Raw genomic sequence first — 16,383 nt, forward strand, 5'->3', positions numbered from 1 at the left:
TAGGCTTGGCGCCGTGGCTGACCCCTCGACCTACCGTCCCGCGCCCGGCACCATCCCGGAGTCGCCAGGGGTCTACCGCTTCCGCGACGGCACCGGCCGGGTGATCTACGTCGGCAAGGCGCGCAACCTGCGCAGCCGGCTCAACTCCTACTTCGCCGACCCGGTCGGCCTGCACCAGCGCACCCGGCAGATGGTCTTCACCGCCGAGTCGGTCGACTGGATCACCGTCGCCACCGAGGTCGAGGCGCTCCAGCAGGAATACACCTGGATCAAGCAGTACGACCCCCGGTTCAACGTCCGCTACCGCGACGACAAGTCGTACCCCTATCTCGCTGTCACGCTCGACGAGGAATACCCGCGGTTGCAGGTGATGCGCGGGGTCAAGCGCAAGGGCGTGCGCTACTTCGGGCCCTACTCGCACGCATGGGCGATCCGCGAGACGCTCGACCTGCTGCTGCGGGTCTTCCCGGCGCGGACCTGCTCGTCCGGGGTGTTCAAGCGGGCCGGGCAGGTCGGCCGGCCCTGCCTGCTCGGCTACATCGGCAAGTGCTCGGCGCCGTGCGTCGGCAGCGTCACCGCGCAGCAGCACCGGGAGATCGTCGACGGCTTCTGCGACTTCATGGCCGGCCGCACCGACACCATGGTCCGCCGGCTGGAGAAGGAGATGCTCGACGCCAGCGAGCAACTGGAGTTCGAGCGGGCCGCCCGGCTGCGCGACGACGTCGCGGCGCTGCGGCGGGCGATGGAGAAGCAGACTGTGGTGCTCGGCGACGGCACCGACGCCGACGTGGTCGCCTTCGCCGACGACCCGCTCGAAGCCGCCGTGCAGGTCTTCCACGTCCGCGGCGGCCGGGTGCGGGGCCAGCGCGGCTGGGTGGTGGAGAAGACCGAGGAACTGACCACCGGCGACCTCGTGCACCACTTCTGCACCCAGGTGTACGGCGGCGAGCAGGGCGAGGCCGACGTGCCCCGCGAGCTGCTCGTCCCCGAGCTGCCCGGCGACGCCGACGCGCTCGCCGACTGGCTCACCGCCCGGCGGGGCAGCCGGGTGTCGCTGCGCGTGCCGCAGCGCGGCGACAAGCGGTCACTGCTGGAGACCGTCGAGCGCAACGCCAAGGACGCGCTGGCCCGGCACAAGCTCAAGCGGGCCGGTGACCTGACCACCCGCAGCCAGGCGCTCGACGAGATCGCCGACGCGCTCGGCATGGACACCTCGCCGCTGCGCATCGAGTGCTTCGACGTCTCCCAGATCCAGGGCACCGACGTGGTCGCCAGCATGGTCGTGTTCGAGGACGGGCTGCCCCGCAAGAGCGAATACCGGCGGTTCATCGTGCGCGGCGCGACCGACGACCTGTCGGCCATGTCCGAGGTGCTGCGGCGGCGCTTCGCCCGCTACCTCGACGCCCGCGCCGAGACCGGTGAGCTGGGCGAGGAGACCGCCTCCGACCCCGACCGCCCCGGCATCGACCCGACCACCGGGCGGCCGCGCAAGTTCGCGTACCCGCCGCAGCTCGTCGTGGTCGACGGCGGCCCGCCCCAGGTCGCCGCCGCCGCGAAGGCGCTCGCCGAGCTGGGCATCGACGACGTGGCGCTGTGCGGGCTGGCCAAGCGGCTGGAGGAGGTGTGGCTGCCCGACGACGAGTTCCCGGTGATCCTGCCGCGCACCTCCGAGGCGCTCTACCTGCTGCAACGCGTACGCGACGAGGCGCACCGCTTCGCCATCACGTTCCACAGGCAGCGGCGCTCCAAGCGGATGACCGAATCCGCGCTGGACAACGTCCCCGGCCTCGGCGAGATACGCCGCAAGGCGCTGCTGCGGCACTTCGGCTCACTGAAGCGGCTGTCCGCCGCCACGGTGGAGGAGATCAGCGAGGTGCCCGGGGTGGGCAGGCGTACGGCCGAGGCGATCCTGGCCGCGCTGGACGGCTCGACAGCGGACGCCGCCCCCCGCTCCTGACCTCTTCCTGGGTTCGTCCGCCGCCCGGCTTACCGGCACGTCACCGTCAGCCCCGTCAGGAACCCGTGGGTGCCCGTGCCCCGATGGGTGGTGAGACGGAAGCTCACTCCTCGGACGCGAGTACCGCCGCCCCCCGCTCCGCACCCGCACCCGCCCCACGCCCCACGCGATCTTGCAGTTAGTGCCCCGGGGATGCCGGATTCGCGAGGTTTGCCGGGCACCAAAGTGCAAGATCGCGGGCTGGCCGGGCACGACGTGCAGGATCGCGGTCGGAGCGCCCCGCGGGCGGGCGGGGTGGATCATGGTGGCCGCTGTTCCGAGGCCGGTGTTTCGCGGGTCCGTCCGCGTCCGGGCGGGTGGTCTGGGAAGTGGTGTCCGGTTCGGCTGCGGTGGCCCTGACGGGCTGTGGTCGGTGCCATCGTGAGGGTGGAATCGGTGGCGGGCGCGGGGCGTTGTACATGACTGGCCGCCGAGGCACCGGGTCGAGCGCCGCGCACACGCCCACCGGGGCGTCGAGCGGATCGCCAGGTCAGGGAATGGCCCCGGCCCGCCGGTCGTTACATCCCCGAGCCGCGGACAGCAGGCAACGCCCTCGGGTCGTCAGCCCCGGACGGAGTCACCACCGCCGGGAATGACACCGGGCCGGTCGTCGTTACATCCCCGAGCCGCGCAGAGCAGGCCCCCATGGCCGCCCGCGTGCCAGCCCTTCGACGGGCACCCCGAAGACTTTCCCCCCTTTTCGCGGCACCCCCCGTTTGCCGCGTCATCCCCCACTTCAGGGAGGCAACCATCATGGCTACCACTCTGCTGCGCAAGACCGCTCTGACCGCTGCCGGTATCGCCGCCACCGCCGGTGGCATCGCCGGCCCCGCCATCGCCGCCCAGGCCACCCCGGCCGAGCGCGCCGCCCAGGTCGTCACCACCGACCGCAAGCACGGCGAGCGGGAGCTGGACGTGCGCTACGAAGCCCAGCCCAACTTCTACTTCTGCGGCCCCGCCGCCGCGCGTAACGCGCTGAGCGTGCAGGGCAAGAACATCGACGTGCACGCCATGGCCAAGGAGATGGGCACCACCGAGTCCGGCACCGACTCCATCAACGACATCACCCCGGTGCTGAACAAGGAGACCGGCGCCAAGGACGCCTACAAGTCCGTCGAGATCAGCACCCCCAAGGCCGACGACAAGCAGACCGACACCCTGCGCGCCGACGTGGTCAAGACCGTCGACGCCGGCCGGGCCGTGGTCGCCAACATCGCCGGCACCGCCACCGACACCGACGGCACCACCCACTCCTTCGAGGGCGGCCACTACATCAGCGTCATCGGCTACCGCGACGACGGTAAGACCGTCACCATCGCCGACAGCGCCGACCCGAACACCGCCACCTACCGCATGAGCATCGACAACCTCGCCGACTGGATCGCCACCCGCGGCTACAGCACCAGCTGACCAATCCGCCGCACCCATGGCCGCAGAGCAAGAACACTTGCAGCCAACAGCGAGGCCACAGCACGCCGGAAGGGCCCGACCCCACCACGGGGCCGGGCCCTTCCGCGCGTGCGTGTCAGGACTCGGCGAGCACGGCCAGGATCGACTCGCCATACTTGGCGAGCTTGTTCTCCCCGACGCCGTTGACCCTGGACAGCTCGGCAAGCGAGGCCGGCGGCTCGGCGGCGATCTGCCGCAGGGTCGCGTCGTGGAAGATGACGTACGCCGGGACGCCCTGCTCCTTGGCGGTGGCCGCGCGCCAGGCGCGGAGCCGCTCGAAGACGGGCGCGGCGGCGGGGGAGAGGTCGGCGACAACGGTGGCCGCGCCCCGGGGCTTGGCGGACCGGCCGGCCGCCTGACGCTCGGGCTCCTTGCGCAGCGTGACGGTACGGCGGCGGCCGAGCACGTCCGCGCTGGCCTCGGTCAGCGCCAACGTGCCGTAGTCGCCCTCGACGGCGAGCAGCCCTTCGGCGAGCAGTTGCCGCACCACGCCACGCCACTCGGCCTCGCGCAGCTCGGTGCCGATGCCGAAGGTGCTCAGCGCGTCGTGGCCGTACTGGTCGATCTTGTCGGTGTGCTTGCCGAGCAGGATGTCGATGCTGTGCCCGGCGCCGAAGCGCTGGTTGCGCTCGCGGTCGAGCCGGTAGACGGTGGACAGCAGCTTCTGCGCGGCGACGGTGCCGTCCCAGGACTCCGGCGGTTCGAGGCAGGTGTCGCAGTTGCCGCAGTCGGCCACCCCGGCCTCGCCGAAGTATTCGAGCAGCTGGGCGCGGCGGCAGCGGACCGTCTCGCAGAGCGCCAGCATCGCGTCCAGGTGGGCGGCCAGGTTGCGCCGGTGCGCGAGGTCGCCCTCGGACGTCTCGATCATCTTGCGCTGCTGCACCACGTCCTGGAGCCCGTACGCCAGCCAGGCCGTGGACGGCAGCCCGTCGCGCCCGGCGCGGCCGGTCTCCTGGTAGTAGCCCTCGACCGACTTCGGCAGGTCCAGGTGGGCGACGAAGCGTACGTCGGGCTTGTCGATGCCCATGCCGAACGCGATGGTGGCGACCATGACCAGGCCGTCCTCGCGCAGGAACCGCTGCTGGTTGGCGGCGCGGGTCGCGGCGTCCAGCCCGGCGTGGTAGGGCAGCGCGGGGATGCCGTTGGCGACCAGGAACTCGGCGGTCTTGTCCACCGAGGCCCGGGACAGGCAGTAGACGATGCCGGCGTCGCCCGGGTGCTCGTCGCGCAGCAGGCTCAGCAGTTGGCGGCGCGGTTCCCGCTTGGGCACGATGCGGTACTGGATGTTGGGCCGGTCGAAGCTGGCCACGAAGTGCCGCGCCTCGGTGAGCCGCAGCCGGGTGGCGATCTCGGTGCGCGTCGCCCGGGTCGCGGTGGCGGTCAGCGCGATGCGCGGTACGTCCGGCCAGCGCTCGTGCAGCATCGACAGGTTGAGGTAGTCGGGGCGGAAGTCGTGCCCCCACTGCGAGACGCAGTGCGCCTCGTCGATCGCGAACAGCGCGATCCGGCCGCGTTCCAGCAGGCCGAGCGTGGACCGCACGGCGAGCCCTTCCGGGGCGAGGTAGAGCAGGTCCAGCTCACCGGCGAGGTAGGCCGCCTCGACCCGGCGCCGCTGCGCGGGATCCTGGGTCGAGTTGAGGAACCCGGCCCGGACGCCGACCGCTGTCAGCGCGTCGACCTGGTCCTGCATGAGCGCGATCAGCGGCGAGACGACCACCGCCACGCCGTCGCGGACCAGCGCGGGGATCTGGTAGCACAGCGACTTGCCGCCACCGGTGGGCATGAGCACCAGCGCGTCGCCGCCGGCCACCACGTGGTCGACGACCTCCTGCTGGAAGCCGCGAAACGCGTCGTACCCGAAGACCCGCCGCAACACGTCGAGCGCGTCGCCGGCCGGTGCGGAGGTGGTCCGCTCGTCGGTGGGGGAGACCATCCGCGCAGTCTACGAGCGTCCCCCGACACCGCCCGTCCCGGCGAGCCGTGCTGGGGCCGCCGACATGTTCCGGTCGTCACCCCGTGGAATCCCGGGCCGGGTCGCAGCCGTTAGAGTCGCTGATTGACCATGCGCGGCCGACCGGCCGCGGCGCCACGGCTGGGGGTAGCGGGTGAGCGAGGCGCGTACAGCGGGTGACCTGGGACGGACCGAGGGGGAGACGGCGCCGGCCGAGTCGGACACCTCACTGGTGGTGGTGACCGGCCTGTCCGGCGGCGGGCGCAGCACCGTGGCCCGGGCACTGGAGAACGTCGGCTACTACGTGGTCGACAACCTGCCGCAGGCACTGCTTCTCGACATGGCCGAGCTGGCGTTCAAGGCCGGCGGCGCGGCCCGGCGTACGGCGATGGTGCTGGACGTGCGCTCGCGCGCGTTCTCCACCGACCTGGCCGGGGCGATCCGGGAGCTGCGGGAGCGCGGCTTCCAGCCCCGGGTGGTCTTCGTCGACGCCGACGACGAGGTGCTGATCCGCCGGTTCGAGAGCGTGCGCCGCTCGCACCCGTTGCAGGGCGACGGGCGGCTCGCCGACGGCATCGCTGTCGAGCGGACGCTGCTGGAGGAGGCCCGCGAGCAGGCCGACGTGATCATCGACACCAGCCACCTGAACGTGAACCAGCTGCGCCGCCGGGTGGAGGAGCTGTTCGGCGGTGAGGACGCCCGCCGGCTGCGGATCACGGTGATCTCGTTCGGCTTCAAGTACGGCCTGCCGCCGGACGCCGACTTCGTGATGGACGCGCGGTTCCTGCCGAATCCGTACTGGGTGCCGGAGCTGCGCGAGCACACCGGCCGGGAGGAGGCGGTCAGCGCGTACGTGCTGGGCCAGGAGGGCGCCGACGCGTTCGTGGCCGGGTACGCCGACCTGGTGAACGCCACCACCGCCGGGTTCGAGCGGGAGGGCAAGCGCTACCTGACCGTGGCTGTCGGCTGCACCGGCGGCAAGCACCGCAGCGTGGCCATCGCCGAGGAGCTGGCCTCCCGCCTGCGCCACTCCGGTATCGCCGCCAACGCCCAGCACCGGGACCTGGGGCGGGAGTGATCCCGACCAGGGTGGTCGCCTTCGGCGGCGGGCACGGGCTCTCGGCGTCGCTGCGGGCGCTGCGGCACTGCGTACCCGAGCTTGACCTGGACATCACCGCGGTGGTCACCGTCGGCGACGACGGCGGCTCCAGCGGCCGGTTGCGCGCCGAGCGCGGCGGCCTGCCGCCGGGCGACCTGCGTCAGGCGCTGGTCGCGCTGGCCGGCGACCACCCGGCCACCCGGCGCAGCGCGGCGTTGTTCCAGCACCGCTTCGCCGCCGCCGTGCCGCCGGCGCCGACGCTCGCCGCGCCGGTACCGGTGACGGTCGGCGACTCGCTGGCCGGCCACGCGGTCGGCAACCTGCTGCTGCACGGGCTCACCGAGCTGCTCGGCGACCCGGTGGCCGCGCTCGACCACGCCGGGGCGATGCTCGGCGCGGTGGGGCGGGTGCTGCCGATGTCCCGCCAGCCGGTGGGCATCGAGGCCCGGGTCCGCGGCGCCGACCCGGAGCACCCGGACGAGGTGTCCACGGTGCGCGGCCAGCACCAGGTCGCGGTCACCCCGGGCACCGTCGAGTCGCTGCGGCTCAGCCCGTCCGCGCCGGCCGCGTGCGCCGAGGCGGTGACCGCGGTACGCGCCGCGGACTGGCTGATCTTCGGCCCGGGGAGCTGGTACACGAGCGTGCTGCCGCACCTGCTGGTGCCGGGGCTGGCCGACGCGATCGTGTCCAGCCCGGCGCGGCGGCTGGTGACGCTCAACCTGGTGGCCGAGAACGAGACCTCGGGGCTCTCCCTTCCCGACCATCTGGACACGCTTCGGCGCTATCTGCCCGAGCTGAAGGTGGACCGGGTGCTCGCCGACTCCACGGCGGTGGGTGATCCCGCGGCGGTCGAACGTGCGGCAGAATCGCTTGGTGCCCGGCTGGTCCTCGCTCCCGTCGCCGTCCTCGACGGCACGCCCCGTCATGATCCAGCCGCGTTGGGCGCCGCGCTGGTGCCTGTCCTGCGCGCCGATCGTTAGACACGTACGTAATCACCGGCGACACGCCGGAACCGGTCCGTGAGGGGGCGCACTATGGCGATGACGGCTGCGGTCAAGGACGAGCTGAGTCGGGTCGACGTGCCCAAGCCCTGCTGTCGGCGGGCGGAGATGGCCGCCCTGCTGCGTTTCGCGGGTGGCCTGCACATCGTGTCGGGTCGCGTCGTGGTCGAGGCGGAGCTGGACACCGGCGCGGTGGCCCGCCGGCTGCGGCGGGAGATCGCCGAGGTCTACGGCTACCCGAGTGAGATCCACGTGCTCGCCTCCGGCGGGCTGCGCAAGGGCAGCCACTTCATCGTGCGGGTGGTCAAGGACGGCGAGGCGCTCGCCCGGCAGACCGGTCTGCTCGACGTGCGCGGCCGTCCGGTGCGCGGCCTGCCGCCGCACGTGGTGGCCGCGAACGTCTGCTGTGCCGTCTCGGCCTGGCGGGGGGCGTTCATGGCGCACGGCTCGCTCACCGAGCCGGGCCGCTCCAGCGCGCTGGAGATCACCTGTCCCGGTCCGGAGTCGGCGCTGGCGCTCGTCGGCGCGGCCCGCCGCATCGGCATCACCGCGAAGAACCGCGAGGTGCGCGGCGTGGACCGGGTGGTGGTCAAGGACGGCGACGCGATCGCCGCGCTGCTCACCCGCATAGGGGCGCACTCCAGCGTGCTGGCCTGGGAGGAGCGGAGGGTACGCCGGGAGGTGCGCGCCACCGCGAACCGGCTGGCCAACTTCGACGACGCCAACCTGCGCCGTTCCGCGCGTGCCGCGGTGGCCGCCGCCGCCCGGGTGACCCGCGCGCTGGAGATCCTCGCGGACGACGCGCCGAACCACCTGACCTCGGCCGGCCGGCTGCGGCTGGAGCACCGCCAGGCGTCGCTGGAGGAACTGGGCGCGCTCGCCGAGCCGCCGCTGACGAAGGACGCCATCGCCGGCCGGATCCGCAGGCTGCTCGCGCTGGCCGACAAGCGGGCCCGTGACCTGGGCATCCCGGATACCGAAGCGGCAGTCACGCCGGACATGCTCGTGGTCTGATAGGACTCGGGCGGCGGCGCACCGCGAGCGGGATCACCACCCGCCGCAGCGCGACGTCGCACGCTCGGATATGGTCGCTGAGTACGGCAAGGGGGCCGCGCACAGGCATCCCTCGCCGTGCTCACCGCCTCGGGCGGTCAGGTCTCCGTGACCGCGGCGGGGTGGCCGAGATGACATGTCGACGGCCGGCTCCAACGGTCGGCGCACACACCTCCGCCGGCAGCGGTCTGGCGCCGGCGGACCAGAACGCGAGGAGATGGGACCTGTGACCATCCGGGTTGGCATCAACGGCTTCGGCCGGATCGGCCGCAACTTCTTCCGGGCAGTGCTGGCGTCCGGCGCTGACATCGAGGTCGTGGCGGTCAACGACCTGACCGACAACGCGACGCTCGCCCACCTTGTCAAGTACGACAGCATCCTGGGCCGCCTCCCGCACGAGGTGAAGGCCACCGCCGACGAGATCACCGTGGGCGGCAAGACCATCAAGGCGTACGCCGAGAAGGACCCGGCCAAGCTGCCGTGGGGCGAGGTCGGCGCCGACGTGGTCATCGAGTCCACCGGCTTCTTCACCGACGCCACCAAGGCGAAGGCGCACCTCGACGGCGGGGCCAAGAAGGTCATCATCTCCGCTCCGGCGAAGAACGAGGACGTCACCGTGGTCATGGGCGTCAACCAGGACCAGTACGACCCGGCCAAGCACAACATCATCTCGAACGCCTCCTGCACCACCAACTGCCTCGCCCCGATGGCGAAGGTCCTGCAGGACACGTTCGGCATCCAGCAGGGTCTGATGACCACCATCCACGCGTACACGCAGGACCAGAACCTGCAGGACGCGCCGCACAAGGACCTGCGCCGGGCCCGGGCCGCCGCGCTGAACATCGTGCCGACCTCGACCGGCGCCGCGAAGGCCATCGGCCTGGTCCTGCCGGAGCTGAAGGGCAAGCTGGACGGCTACGCGCTGCGCGTGCCGATCCCGACCGGCTCGGCCACCGACCTGACCGTCACTGTCGGCCGGGAGACCACTGTGGACGAGGTCAACGCCGCGCTCAAGGCCGCCGCCGAGGGCCCGCTGCGGGGCATCCTCAGCTACAACGAGGACCCGATCGTCTCCGCCGACATCGTGACCGACCCGGCGTCGTGCATCTTCGACGCGCCGCTGACCAAGGTGATCGGCAACCAGGTCAAGGTCGTCGGCTGGTACGACAACGAGTGGGGCTACTCGAACCGCCTGGTGGACCTGGTCAAGCTGGTGGGTAGCTCGCTGTGAGCATCCGCAACCTCGACGACCTGCTCGCCGAGGGGGTGTCGGGTCGGCGCGTGCTGGTGCGCGCCGACCTGAACGTCCCGCTCGACAAGCAGACCGGGGAGATCACCGACGACGGGCGGATCCGGGCCGTCCTGCCGACGCTGAGCGCGCTGGTGCGGGCCGGCGCGAAGGTGGTCGTCTGCTCGCACCTGGGCCGCCCGAAGGGCGCCCCGGACCCGCAGTTCAGCCTCCGCCCGGTCGCCGGGCGGCTCGGTGAGCTGCTCGGCGCCCCGGTGCACTTCGCCGAGGACACCGTCGGCGACTCGGCGCGGTCCACCGTGGCCGACCTGGCCGACGGTCAGGTGGCGCTGCTGGAGAACCTGCGCTTCAACAAGGGCGAGACCAGCAAGGACGAGGCGGAGCGGGGCGCGTTCGCCGACCAGCTCGCCGCGTTCGGCGACGCCTACGTCGACGACGCGTTCGGCGCGGTGCACCGCAAGCACGCCAGCGTGCACGACGTGCCGGCCCGGCTGCCGCACTTCGCCGGCCGGCTGGTGCTGCGCGAGGTCGAGGTGCTCAGCCGCCTCACCGGCTCCCCGGAGCGGCCGTACGTGGTGGTGCTGGGGGGCTCGAAGGTCTCCGACAAGCTCGCAGTGATCGAGGCGCTGCTGCCGACAGTGGACCGGCTGCTCATCGGCGGCGGCATGTGCTTCACCTTCCTCAAGGCCCAGGGCCACGAGGTGGGCACGTCGCTGCTGGAGAAGGACATGGTCGAGACCTGCGGCAACCTGATGGAGCGCGCGCCGGGCAAGATCATGCTCCCGGTCGACGTGGTGGTCGCCGACGCGTTCGCGCCGGACGCCGCGCACGACACCGTGCCGGCCGACGGCATCCCCAGCCACCGGCTGGGCCTGGACATCGGCCCGGAGACGGTGGCCGGTTTCGCCGCCGCGCTGTCGCAGGCGAAGACCATCTTCTGGAACGGCCCGATGGGCGTGTTCGAGATGGCGGCGTTCGCCAGCGGCACCCGGGGCGTGGCCGAGGCGATCACCAAGGCCGACGCGTTCAGCGTCGTCGGCGGCGGCGACTCGGCCGCGGCGGTGCGCGCGCTGGGCCTGGACGAGTCCTCGTTCGGGCACATCTCCACCGGCGGCGGCGCCTCCCTGGAATACCTGGAGGGCAAGACCCTCCCCGGCATCGCGGCTCTGGAGAACTGAATGGCGAGCACGACCCGCCGGCCGCTGATGGCCGGCAACTGGAAGATGAACCTGAACCACCTCGAGGCCAACCTGCTGGTGCAGAAGCTGGCCGCGAGCCTGAACGAGAAGCAGCTCACCGACGTCGAGTGCGTGGTGCTGCCGCCCTTCACCGATCTGCGTACCGTGCAGACCGCTGTGGACGGCGACAAGCTGCTGATCGGCTACGGCGCGCAGGACCTGTCGCCGCACCCGTCCGGCGCGTACACCGGTGACATCGCCGGGCCGATGCTCGCCAAGCTGGGTTGCGGCTACGTGGTGGTCGGCCACTCCGAGCGGCGGCAGTACCACCACGAGGACGACGCGCTCGTCAACGCGAAGGTGTCGGCGGCGCTGGCCAACGGGCTCACCCCGATCCTCTGCATCGGCGAGGGCCTGGAGGTCCGGGAGCAGTCGGGTCAGGTGCGGCACTGCTGCGACCAGCTCGACGGCGCGCTCAAGGGGCTCACCGCCGAGCAGGTCACCAAGGTCGTCGTGGCGTACGAGCCGGTCTGGGCGATCGGCACCGGCAAGACGGCGACGCCGGAGGACGCCCAGGAGGTCTGCGGCGCGGTGCGCAAGCGCATCGCCGAGACCTACGACGCGGGCACCGCCGAGCAGGTCCGGGTCCTGTACGGCGGGTCGGTCAAGGCGTCGAACGTCGCCGCGATCATGGCTCAGCCGGACGTGGACGGGGCCCTGGTCGGGGGCGCGAGCCTGGACGCCGAGGAGTTCGCGCAGATCTGCCGGTTCCCGGAGCACACGGCCCGCTGATCGCTCGCTATCCTTGACGCTGCCCGTCCACCGGCCGGTGCCGCAGTGCCCGACAGGTCCGGGCAGTGATCGCAACGAGAGGACTGACCCCCGCCATGCCGATCTGGTTCGCCTACACGATGATCACGCTGCTGGTCATCACGAGCGTCCTGCTCACCCTGCTCATCCTCCTGCACCGTGGTAAGGGCGGCGGGTTGTCGAGCATGTTCGGCGGCGGGGTCAGCTCCAGCCTGGCCGGGTCGTCGGTGGCCGAGAAGAACCTCGACCGCTACACCGTTCTGGTGGGAATCGTCTGGTTCGCGTGCATCGTCGGGCTCGGCCTCTGGCTGCGGCTGCAGATGGCCAGCGGCACCTGAGTCGGCGCTGAGAAGCGTACAATCTGCGCGCGGTCCGTCACGGACCGCGCGCAGTTTTGTTTCTCCGCGCGTCGCCCGTCGCCCACCCCCTCCGGCGGCGGTCCCCTCCGACGACAGGGAGCGAGCAACAGTGCCCAGCAACAACGTCATCCGCGGCACCCGCATCGGGTCCGCCCCCGAGCGGTTCGACCAGCGGGTCGAGCCCGCGCCGCGCCGCCCGGTCGTCTACTGGTGCCGCCACGGGCACCGGGTCGAGTTCCTGATCGCCGCCGAGGCGGAGACGCCCGCCACCTGGGAGTGCCCGCGCTGCGGCGAGCCCGCCGGCCCCGACCCGGGCGACCCGCCGGGCCGCCAGCGCGCCGAGCCGTACAAGACCCATCTGGCGTACGTGCAGGAGCGGCGGACGCCGGAGGAGGGTGAGGCACTGCTCGCCGAGGCGCTCGACGCGCTGCGGCGTCGCCGCGGCCGGGCCTGACCCGAGGTGTTAAGAAGGGGCCCCTTCTCTACCGGAGACGTTAAGAAGGGGCCCTTCCTTACACCTCAGCGGAGACTGCGCAGGCGGGGCGGCACGTTGGCCGCCGCGGCCCGGTCGAGCAGCCAGAGGGTACGGGAGACGCCCCGCACCCCGGCGGCCGGCAGCTGCACCGGCCCCGCCCCGGCCAGCGCCATGCCGACCGCGCGGGCCTTGTCCGCCCCGGCGGCGATCAGCCACACCTCCTCGGCCGTGTTGATCGTCGGCAGGGTCAGCGTGGTCCGCACCGGCGGCGGCTTCGGGCTGCCCCGCACCGCGCTGACCGGCCGGTTGTCGTGGTGCACCGGGTGCTCGGGGAACACCGACGCCACGTGCCCGTCCTCGCCGACGCCGAGCATCAGCACGTCGAAGTGCGGCACGAGCGCGTTCCCGGGCCGGGCCGCCGTCGCGAGTTCCCGCGCGTACCCGGCCGCTGCCGCCTCCGGGTCGTCGCCGGCCGGGCCGTCCGACGCCGGCATCGGGTGCACCCGGGCCGGGTCCAGCGGCACCGAGTCCAGCAGCGCCGCCCGCGCCTGCGTCTCGTTGCGCTCCGGGTCGCCGGCCGGCAGGAACCGCTCGTCGCCCCACCACACGTCGACCCGGGACCAGTCGACCGCGTCCCGGGCGGGCAGCTGCCCGACCGCCCGGTACACCGCCGCGGCGATCCGCCCGCCGGTCAGCACCACCGACGCCTGGCCGCGCTCGGCCTGCGCGTCGAGCAGCTTCACCACCAACCGGGCCGCCACCGCCTGCGCGAGCAGGTCGGGGCCGGCGTGTACGGCGACACTCGCCTCAGTCATCCGTCGTGCCCTCGTGTTCCGACCGCCCACCGGCGGTCTCCTGTGCCTTCGACCGCCCGGTCCGGGCGGTCACTCGTTAGCTGTCGCGCCCGCGTGCGCGGTCACGCCGGCCTCGGCCCGCCGGGCGGTCGCCGGATCCTTCCACACGTGCACCCGCTGGGCCGGACGCTGGTCGAGCCCGGTGATTCCGGCCGCGGCGCCGAGCGCCTCCGCGTACACCTGGTCGGCGTCCAGACGGCGCAGCTCCTCGGCCAATTCGTCGCCGAGCGGCCGGCGGACCAGCGGCAGCGTGCGGTCCTCCTGGCCGGTACGCCGGAACACCGCGATGCTGTCGTCCCGGGTCAGCGTCAGCTCGTCGCCGTTGGCGCAGCGCAACTGCACCTGGCGCATCCGCGGGAACTCCTCGGTGGCGGTCATGACCGGGTCGATGCCGAGCCGGGCCTTGAGCCAGCCGCGCATCAGCGCCGCCGTCGGGTCCGACGGGGGCGCCACCACGCTCGCCTCGGTGACCCGGGCCTGGGTGGTGTCGAACGCGCCCGCCACGAGCGTGCGCCACGGGGTGATTCGGGTCCACGCCAGGTCGGTGTCGCCGGGAGCGTAGTCGTGCGCCCGCTGCCGCAGCGCGGCGATCGGGTCGGCCGCCTGCGCCGCGTCGGTGATCCGCCGGTCCGCGACAACGCCGAGGAAGTCGGTGGAGATCTCCGCCGGCGGTTCGCCGTGCCACCACGTCACCACCGGTACGTCCGGCACCAGCAGTGGCATCACCACCGACTCGGCGTGCAGCGCGAGCCGCCCGTACATCCGGGTCACCACCGCCTCGCACGGCCCGAGCCGGCCACCCACGACGATCTCCGCGTCCAGCCGGTTGCGGTCCCGCTCCACGTCGGAGCGCACCACCACGAGCAGGCGGCACGGATGCGCCGCCGCGGCGATGGTGGCCGCCGCCTCGGCCTCGCGTACCCGCTTCTCGTCCACCACCACGATCAGCGTGAGCGCCATGCCGCTGGCCACCCCGCCCGCGCTGCGCCGTTCCGCGGCCAGCGCCTTGACCACCTCGTTGCCGGTGGTGTCCCACAGCCCGATCATGCTCTTCTCCAAGCCCGGCCCTCGCGGGCCAGCATCTCGTCGGCGGCGCGCGGCCCCCACTCGCCGGCCCGGTACGGCTCGGGTGTGGTGCCCGCCCAGGCGTGCTCCAGCGGGTCGACGACCTGCCAGCTCTGCTCCACCTCGGCGGCGTCCGGGAACAGCGTCCGGTCGCCGATCAGCACGTCCAGCACCAGCCGCTCGTACGCCTCGGGGCTGGACTCGGTGAACGCCTCGCCGTACTGGAAGTCCATCGCGATGTCGCGGACCTCCATCGTGGTGCCCGGCACCTTGGAGCCGAACTTCAGCACCACGCCCTCGTCCGGCTGCACCCGGATGACCAGCTGGTTGGGGCCGAGGGACTCCATGTCGGCGGCGTTGAACGGCAGGTGCGGCGCCTTCTTGAACATGATGGCCACCTCGGTGACCCGCCGGGGCAGCCGCTTGCCGGCCCGGATGTAGAACGGCACCCCGGCCCAGCGGCGGTTCTGGATGCCCAGCTTCACCGCCACGTACGTCTCGGTGGTGGAGCCCTCCGGGACGCCCTCCTCCTCCAGGTAGCCCTTGGCGCGCTCGCCACCCACCCAGCCGGGCAGGTACTGGCCGCGCACGGTGTCCTCGGCGACGTCCCGCGGCACGGTGATCGCCTTCAGCACCTTGAGCTTCTCGGCCCGGATCTCGTCGGCGTCGAAGCTCGTCGGCTCCTCCATGGCGACCAGGGCGAGCAGCTGGAGCAGGTGGTTCTGGAGCACGTCGCGGGCGGTGCCGACGGAGTCGTAGAAGGCCGCGCGGGTGCCGATGCCGACGTCCTCGGCCATGGTGATCTGCACCGAGTCGACGTACTTGGAGTTCCACAGCGGCTCGAACAGGTTGTTCGCGAAGCGCAGCGCCAGGATGTTCTGGACCGTCTCCTTGCCCAGGTAGTGGTCGATCCGGAACACGTCCTGGCTGGTGAAGACGTCGTCGACGAGGTCGTTGAGCGCCTTGGCCGAGGGCAGGTCGTTGCCGAACGGCTTCTCCACCACCACCCGTCGCCAGCCGCCGGACTTGGCGTTGTCCGCCATGCCGGTGCGGGCGAGCTGCTTGAGCACCACCGGGAAGGCCGCCGGGGGGATGGAGAAGTAGAAGGCGGCGTTACCGGGGATGCCGTGCGAGTCGCGCAGCTCGTCGAGCGTGGCGGCGAGATGGTCGAACGCCGCGTCGTCGTCGAACGAGCCGCCGACGAACTTGATGTTGCCGGCCAGCCGGGCCCACACCTCCTCCCGCCACGGGGTACGGGCGTGCTTCTTGGCCGCCTCGTGCGCCACCGACTCGAAGTCGCCGTCGCCCCAGTCCCGGCGGGCGAAGCCCAGGACCACGAAGCCGGGCGGCAGGAGCCCCCGGTTGGCCAGGTCGTAGACCGCCGGCAGCAGTTTCTTGCGGGCCAGGTCGCCGGTCACCCCGAAGATCACCAGGGCACACGGCTCGGGGATCCGGGGCAGCCGCCGGTCCTGCGGATCGCGCAGCGGGTTCACCGGGCCACCTCCTCCTGCGTCTCGGTCCGCTGATTCCAGGTCATTGATCGTCACGTGCGTGTCCGTCCGGCCGTGTGAAGGAGCGGGGCGGCACCCGCCGCCCGCTCGGTCAGGTGCAGCACCTGGCGCTCCCGGCCGGCCAGGGCCCGCCGGTCGCCGGCGGCCCGGGCCGCCTGGAGCTGCGCGAAGGTGTACGGACGGCCGGGCCCGCCCAGATCATCGGTGACCGCACCGGTGATCTGGAGGCGCCGGCCGTGCGGGTCGGTGTGTGCCGGCCGGCGCGGTCCGCGGCCGGCGGTGACCGGCCGTCCGGCGGCCGGGGTCACGGCGTCACCTCGGGCTCGCTCACCG

At 72.5% G+C, this 16,383-nt stretch carries 14 protein-coding genes and 1 pseudogene; 10 read left to right on the top strand and 5 right to left on the bottom strand.

The genetic code is table 11. The features are described from left to right. Positions 1–13: 13 nt before the first annotated feature. Complete coding sequence (uvrC, locus tag AB0C17_RS05965) at positions 14–1,957, top strand: excinuclease ABC subunit UvrC (protein ID WP_357476884.1); 1,944 nt, start codon at positions 14–16, stop codon at positions 1,955–1,957. 792 nt (positions 1,958–2,749) lie between these two features. Next, entirely contained in the window at positions 2,750–3,406 is a 657-nt protein-coding gene (locus tag AB0C17_RS05970; RefSeq protein ID WP_357381013.1) for a C39 family peptidase, read from the top strand. Between the two features lie 115 nt (positions 3,407–3,521). On the opposite strand, the gene recQ is transcribed toward AB0C17_RS05970, so the two are convergent. Further along, the gene (recQ, locus tag AB0C17_RS05975) at positions 3,522–5,378 is read right to left on the bottom strand and encodes a DNA helicase RecQ (RefSeq protein WP_357381015.1); all 1,857 of its coding nucleotides are present in this window, start codon (positions 5,376–5,378) and stop codon (positions 3,522–3,524) included. Between the two features lie 172 nt (positions 5,379–5,550). Between recQ and rapZ the strand changes: the two genes are divergently transcribed. From rapZ to AB0C17_RS06015, 8 genes are all read left to right on the top strand, one after another. Continuing rightward, positions 5,551–6,474 (top strand): RNase adapter RapZ, encoded by a 924-nt coding sequence (gene rapZ / locus AB0C17_RS05980; protein ID WP_262014426.1) that lies wholly within the window; start codon positions 5,551–5,553, stop codon positions 6,472–6,474. Next, positions 6,471–7,475 (top strand): uridine diphosphate-N-acetylglucosamine-binding protein YvcK, encoded by a 1,005-nt coding sequence (yvcK, locus tag AB0C17_RS05985; RefSeq protein WP_357381018.1) that lies wholly within the window; start codon positions 6,471–6,473, stop codon positions 7,473–7,475. The genes rapZ and yvcK overlap by 4 nt, the downstream gene beginning before the upstream one ends. A gap of 54 nt (positions 7,476–7,529) precedes the next feature. Then, positions 7,530–8,510 carry a DNA-binding protein WhiA gene (whiA, locus tag AB0C17_RS05990; RefSeq protein WP_018788213.1) on the top strand — a complete coding sequence of 327 codons (981 nt, stop codon included), beginning with the start codon at positions 7,530–7,532 and terminating at the stop codon, positions 8,508–8,510. A gap of 265 nt (positions 8,511–8,775) precedes the next feature. Then, entirely contained in the window at positions 8,776–9,780 is a 1,005-nt protein-coding gene (gene gap / locus AB0C17_RS05995) for a type I glyceraldehyde-3-phosphate dehydrogenase (RefSeq protein WP_357476887.1), read from the top strand. Beyond that, positions 9,777–10,976 carry a phosphoglycerate kinase gene (locus tag AB0C17_RS06000; protein WP_357476890.1) on the top strand — a complete coding sequence of 400 codons (1,200 nt, stop codon included), beginning with the start codon at positions 9,777–9,779 and terminating at the stop codon, positions 10,974–10,976. The genes gap and AB0C17_RS06000 overlap by 4 nt, the downstream gene beginning before the upstream one ends. After that, positions 10,977–11,768, top strand: coding sequence for a triose-phosphate isomerase (gene tpiA / locus AB0C17_RS06005; protein WP_357381024.1), 792 nt, complete (start codon positions 10,977–10,979; stop codon positions 11,766–11,768). Positions 11,769–11,863: 95 nt separating this feature from the next. Beyond that, positions 11,864–12,124: a preprotein translocase subunit SecG gene (gene secG, locus AB0C17_RS06010; protein ID WP_091420428.1), complete on the top strand. Its 261-nt coding sequence runs from the start codon at positions 11,864–11,866 to the stop codon at positions 12,122–12,124. A 130-nt stretch (positions 12,125–12,254) separates the two neighbouring features. After that, a complete protein-coding gene (locus AB0C17_RS06015; protein ID WP_018788218.1) occupies positions 12,255–12,599 on the top strand; it encodes an RNA polymerase-binding protein RbpA in 345 nt (114 codons plus the stop codon). 65 nt (positions 12,600–12,664) lie between these two features. Here the strand turns inward: AB0C17_RS06015 and pgl are convergent, their stop codons facing one another. The 4 genes and pseudogenes from pgl to AB0C17_RS06035 form a co-directional block, all read right to left on the bottom strand. Continuing rightward, positions 12,665–13,435 (bottom strand): 6-phosphogluconolactonase, encoded by a 771-nt coding sequence (gene pgl / locus AB0C17_RS06020; protein WP_357381026.1) that lies wholly within the window; start codon positions 13,433–13,435, stop codon positions 12,665–12,667. A gap of 69 nt (positions 13,436–13,504) precedes the next feature. Then, complete coding sequence (locus AB0C17_RS06025) at positions 13,505–14,521, bottom strand: glucose-6-phosphate dehydrogenase assembly protein OpcA (RefSeq protein WP_357474555.1); 1,017 nt, start codon at positions 14,519–14,521, stop codon at positions 13,505–13,507. Continuing rightward, positions 14,518–16,032: a glucose-6-phosphate dehydrogenase gene (zwf, locus tag AB0C17_RS06030; protein ID WP_357476893.1), complete on the bottom strand. Its 1,515-nt coding sequence runs from the start codon at positions 16,030–16,032 to the stop codon at positions 14,518–14,520. Before zwf ends, AB0C17_RS06025 begins: the two co-directional genes overlap by 4 nt. Positions 16,033–16,082: 50 nt before the next feature. Then, a pseudogene (locus AB0C17_RS06035) lies at positions 16,083–16,277 on the bottom strand (glucose-6-phosphate isomerase); the annotation flags it as partial. Positions 16,278–16,383 lie beyond the last annotated feature (106 nt).

Origin of the sequence: Micromonospora sp. NPDC048887 (assembly GCF_040649715.1) — a bacterium.
Classification (GTDB): domain Bacteria; phylum Actinomycetota; class Actinomycetes; order Mycobacteriales; family Micromonosporaceae; genus Micromonospora.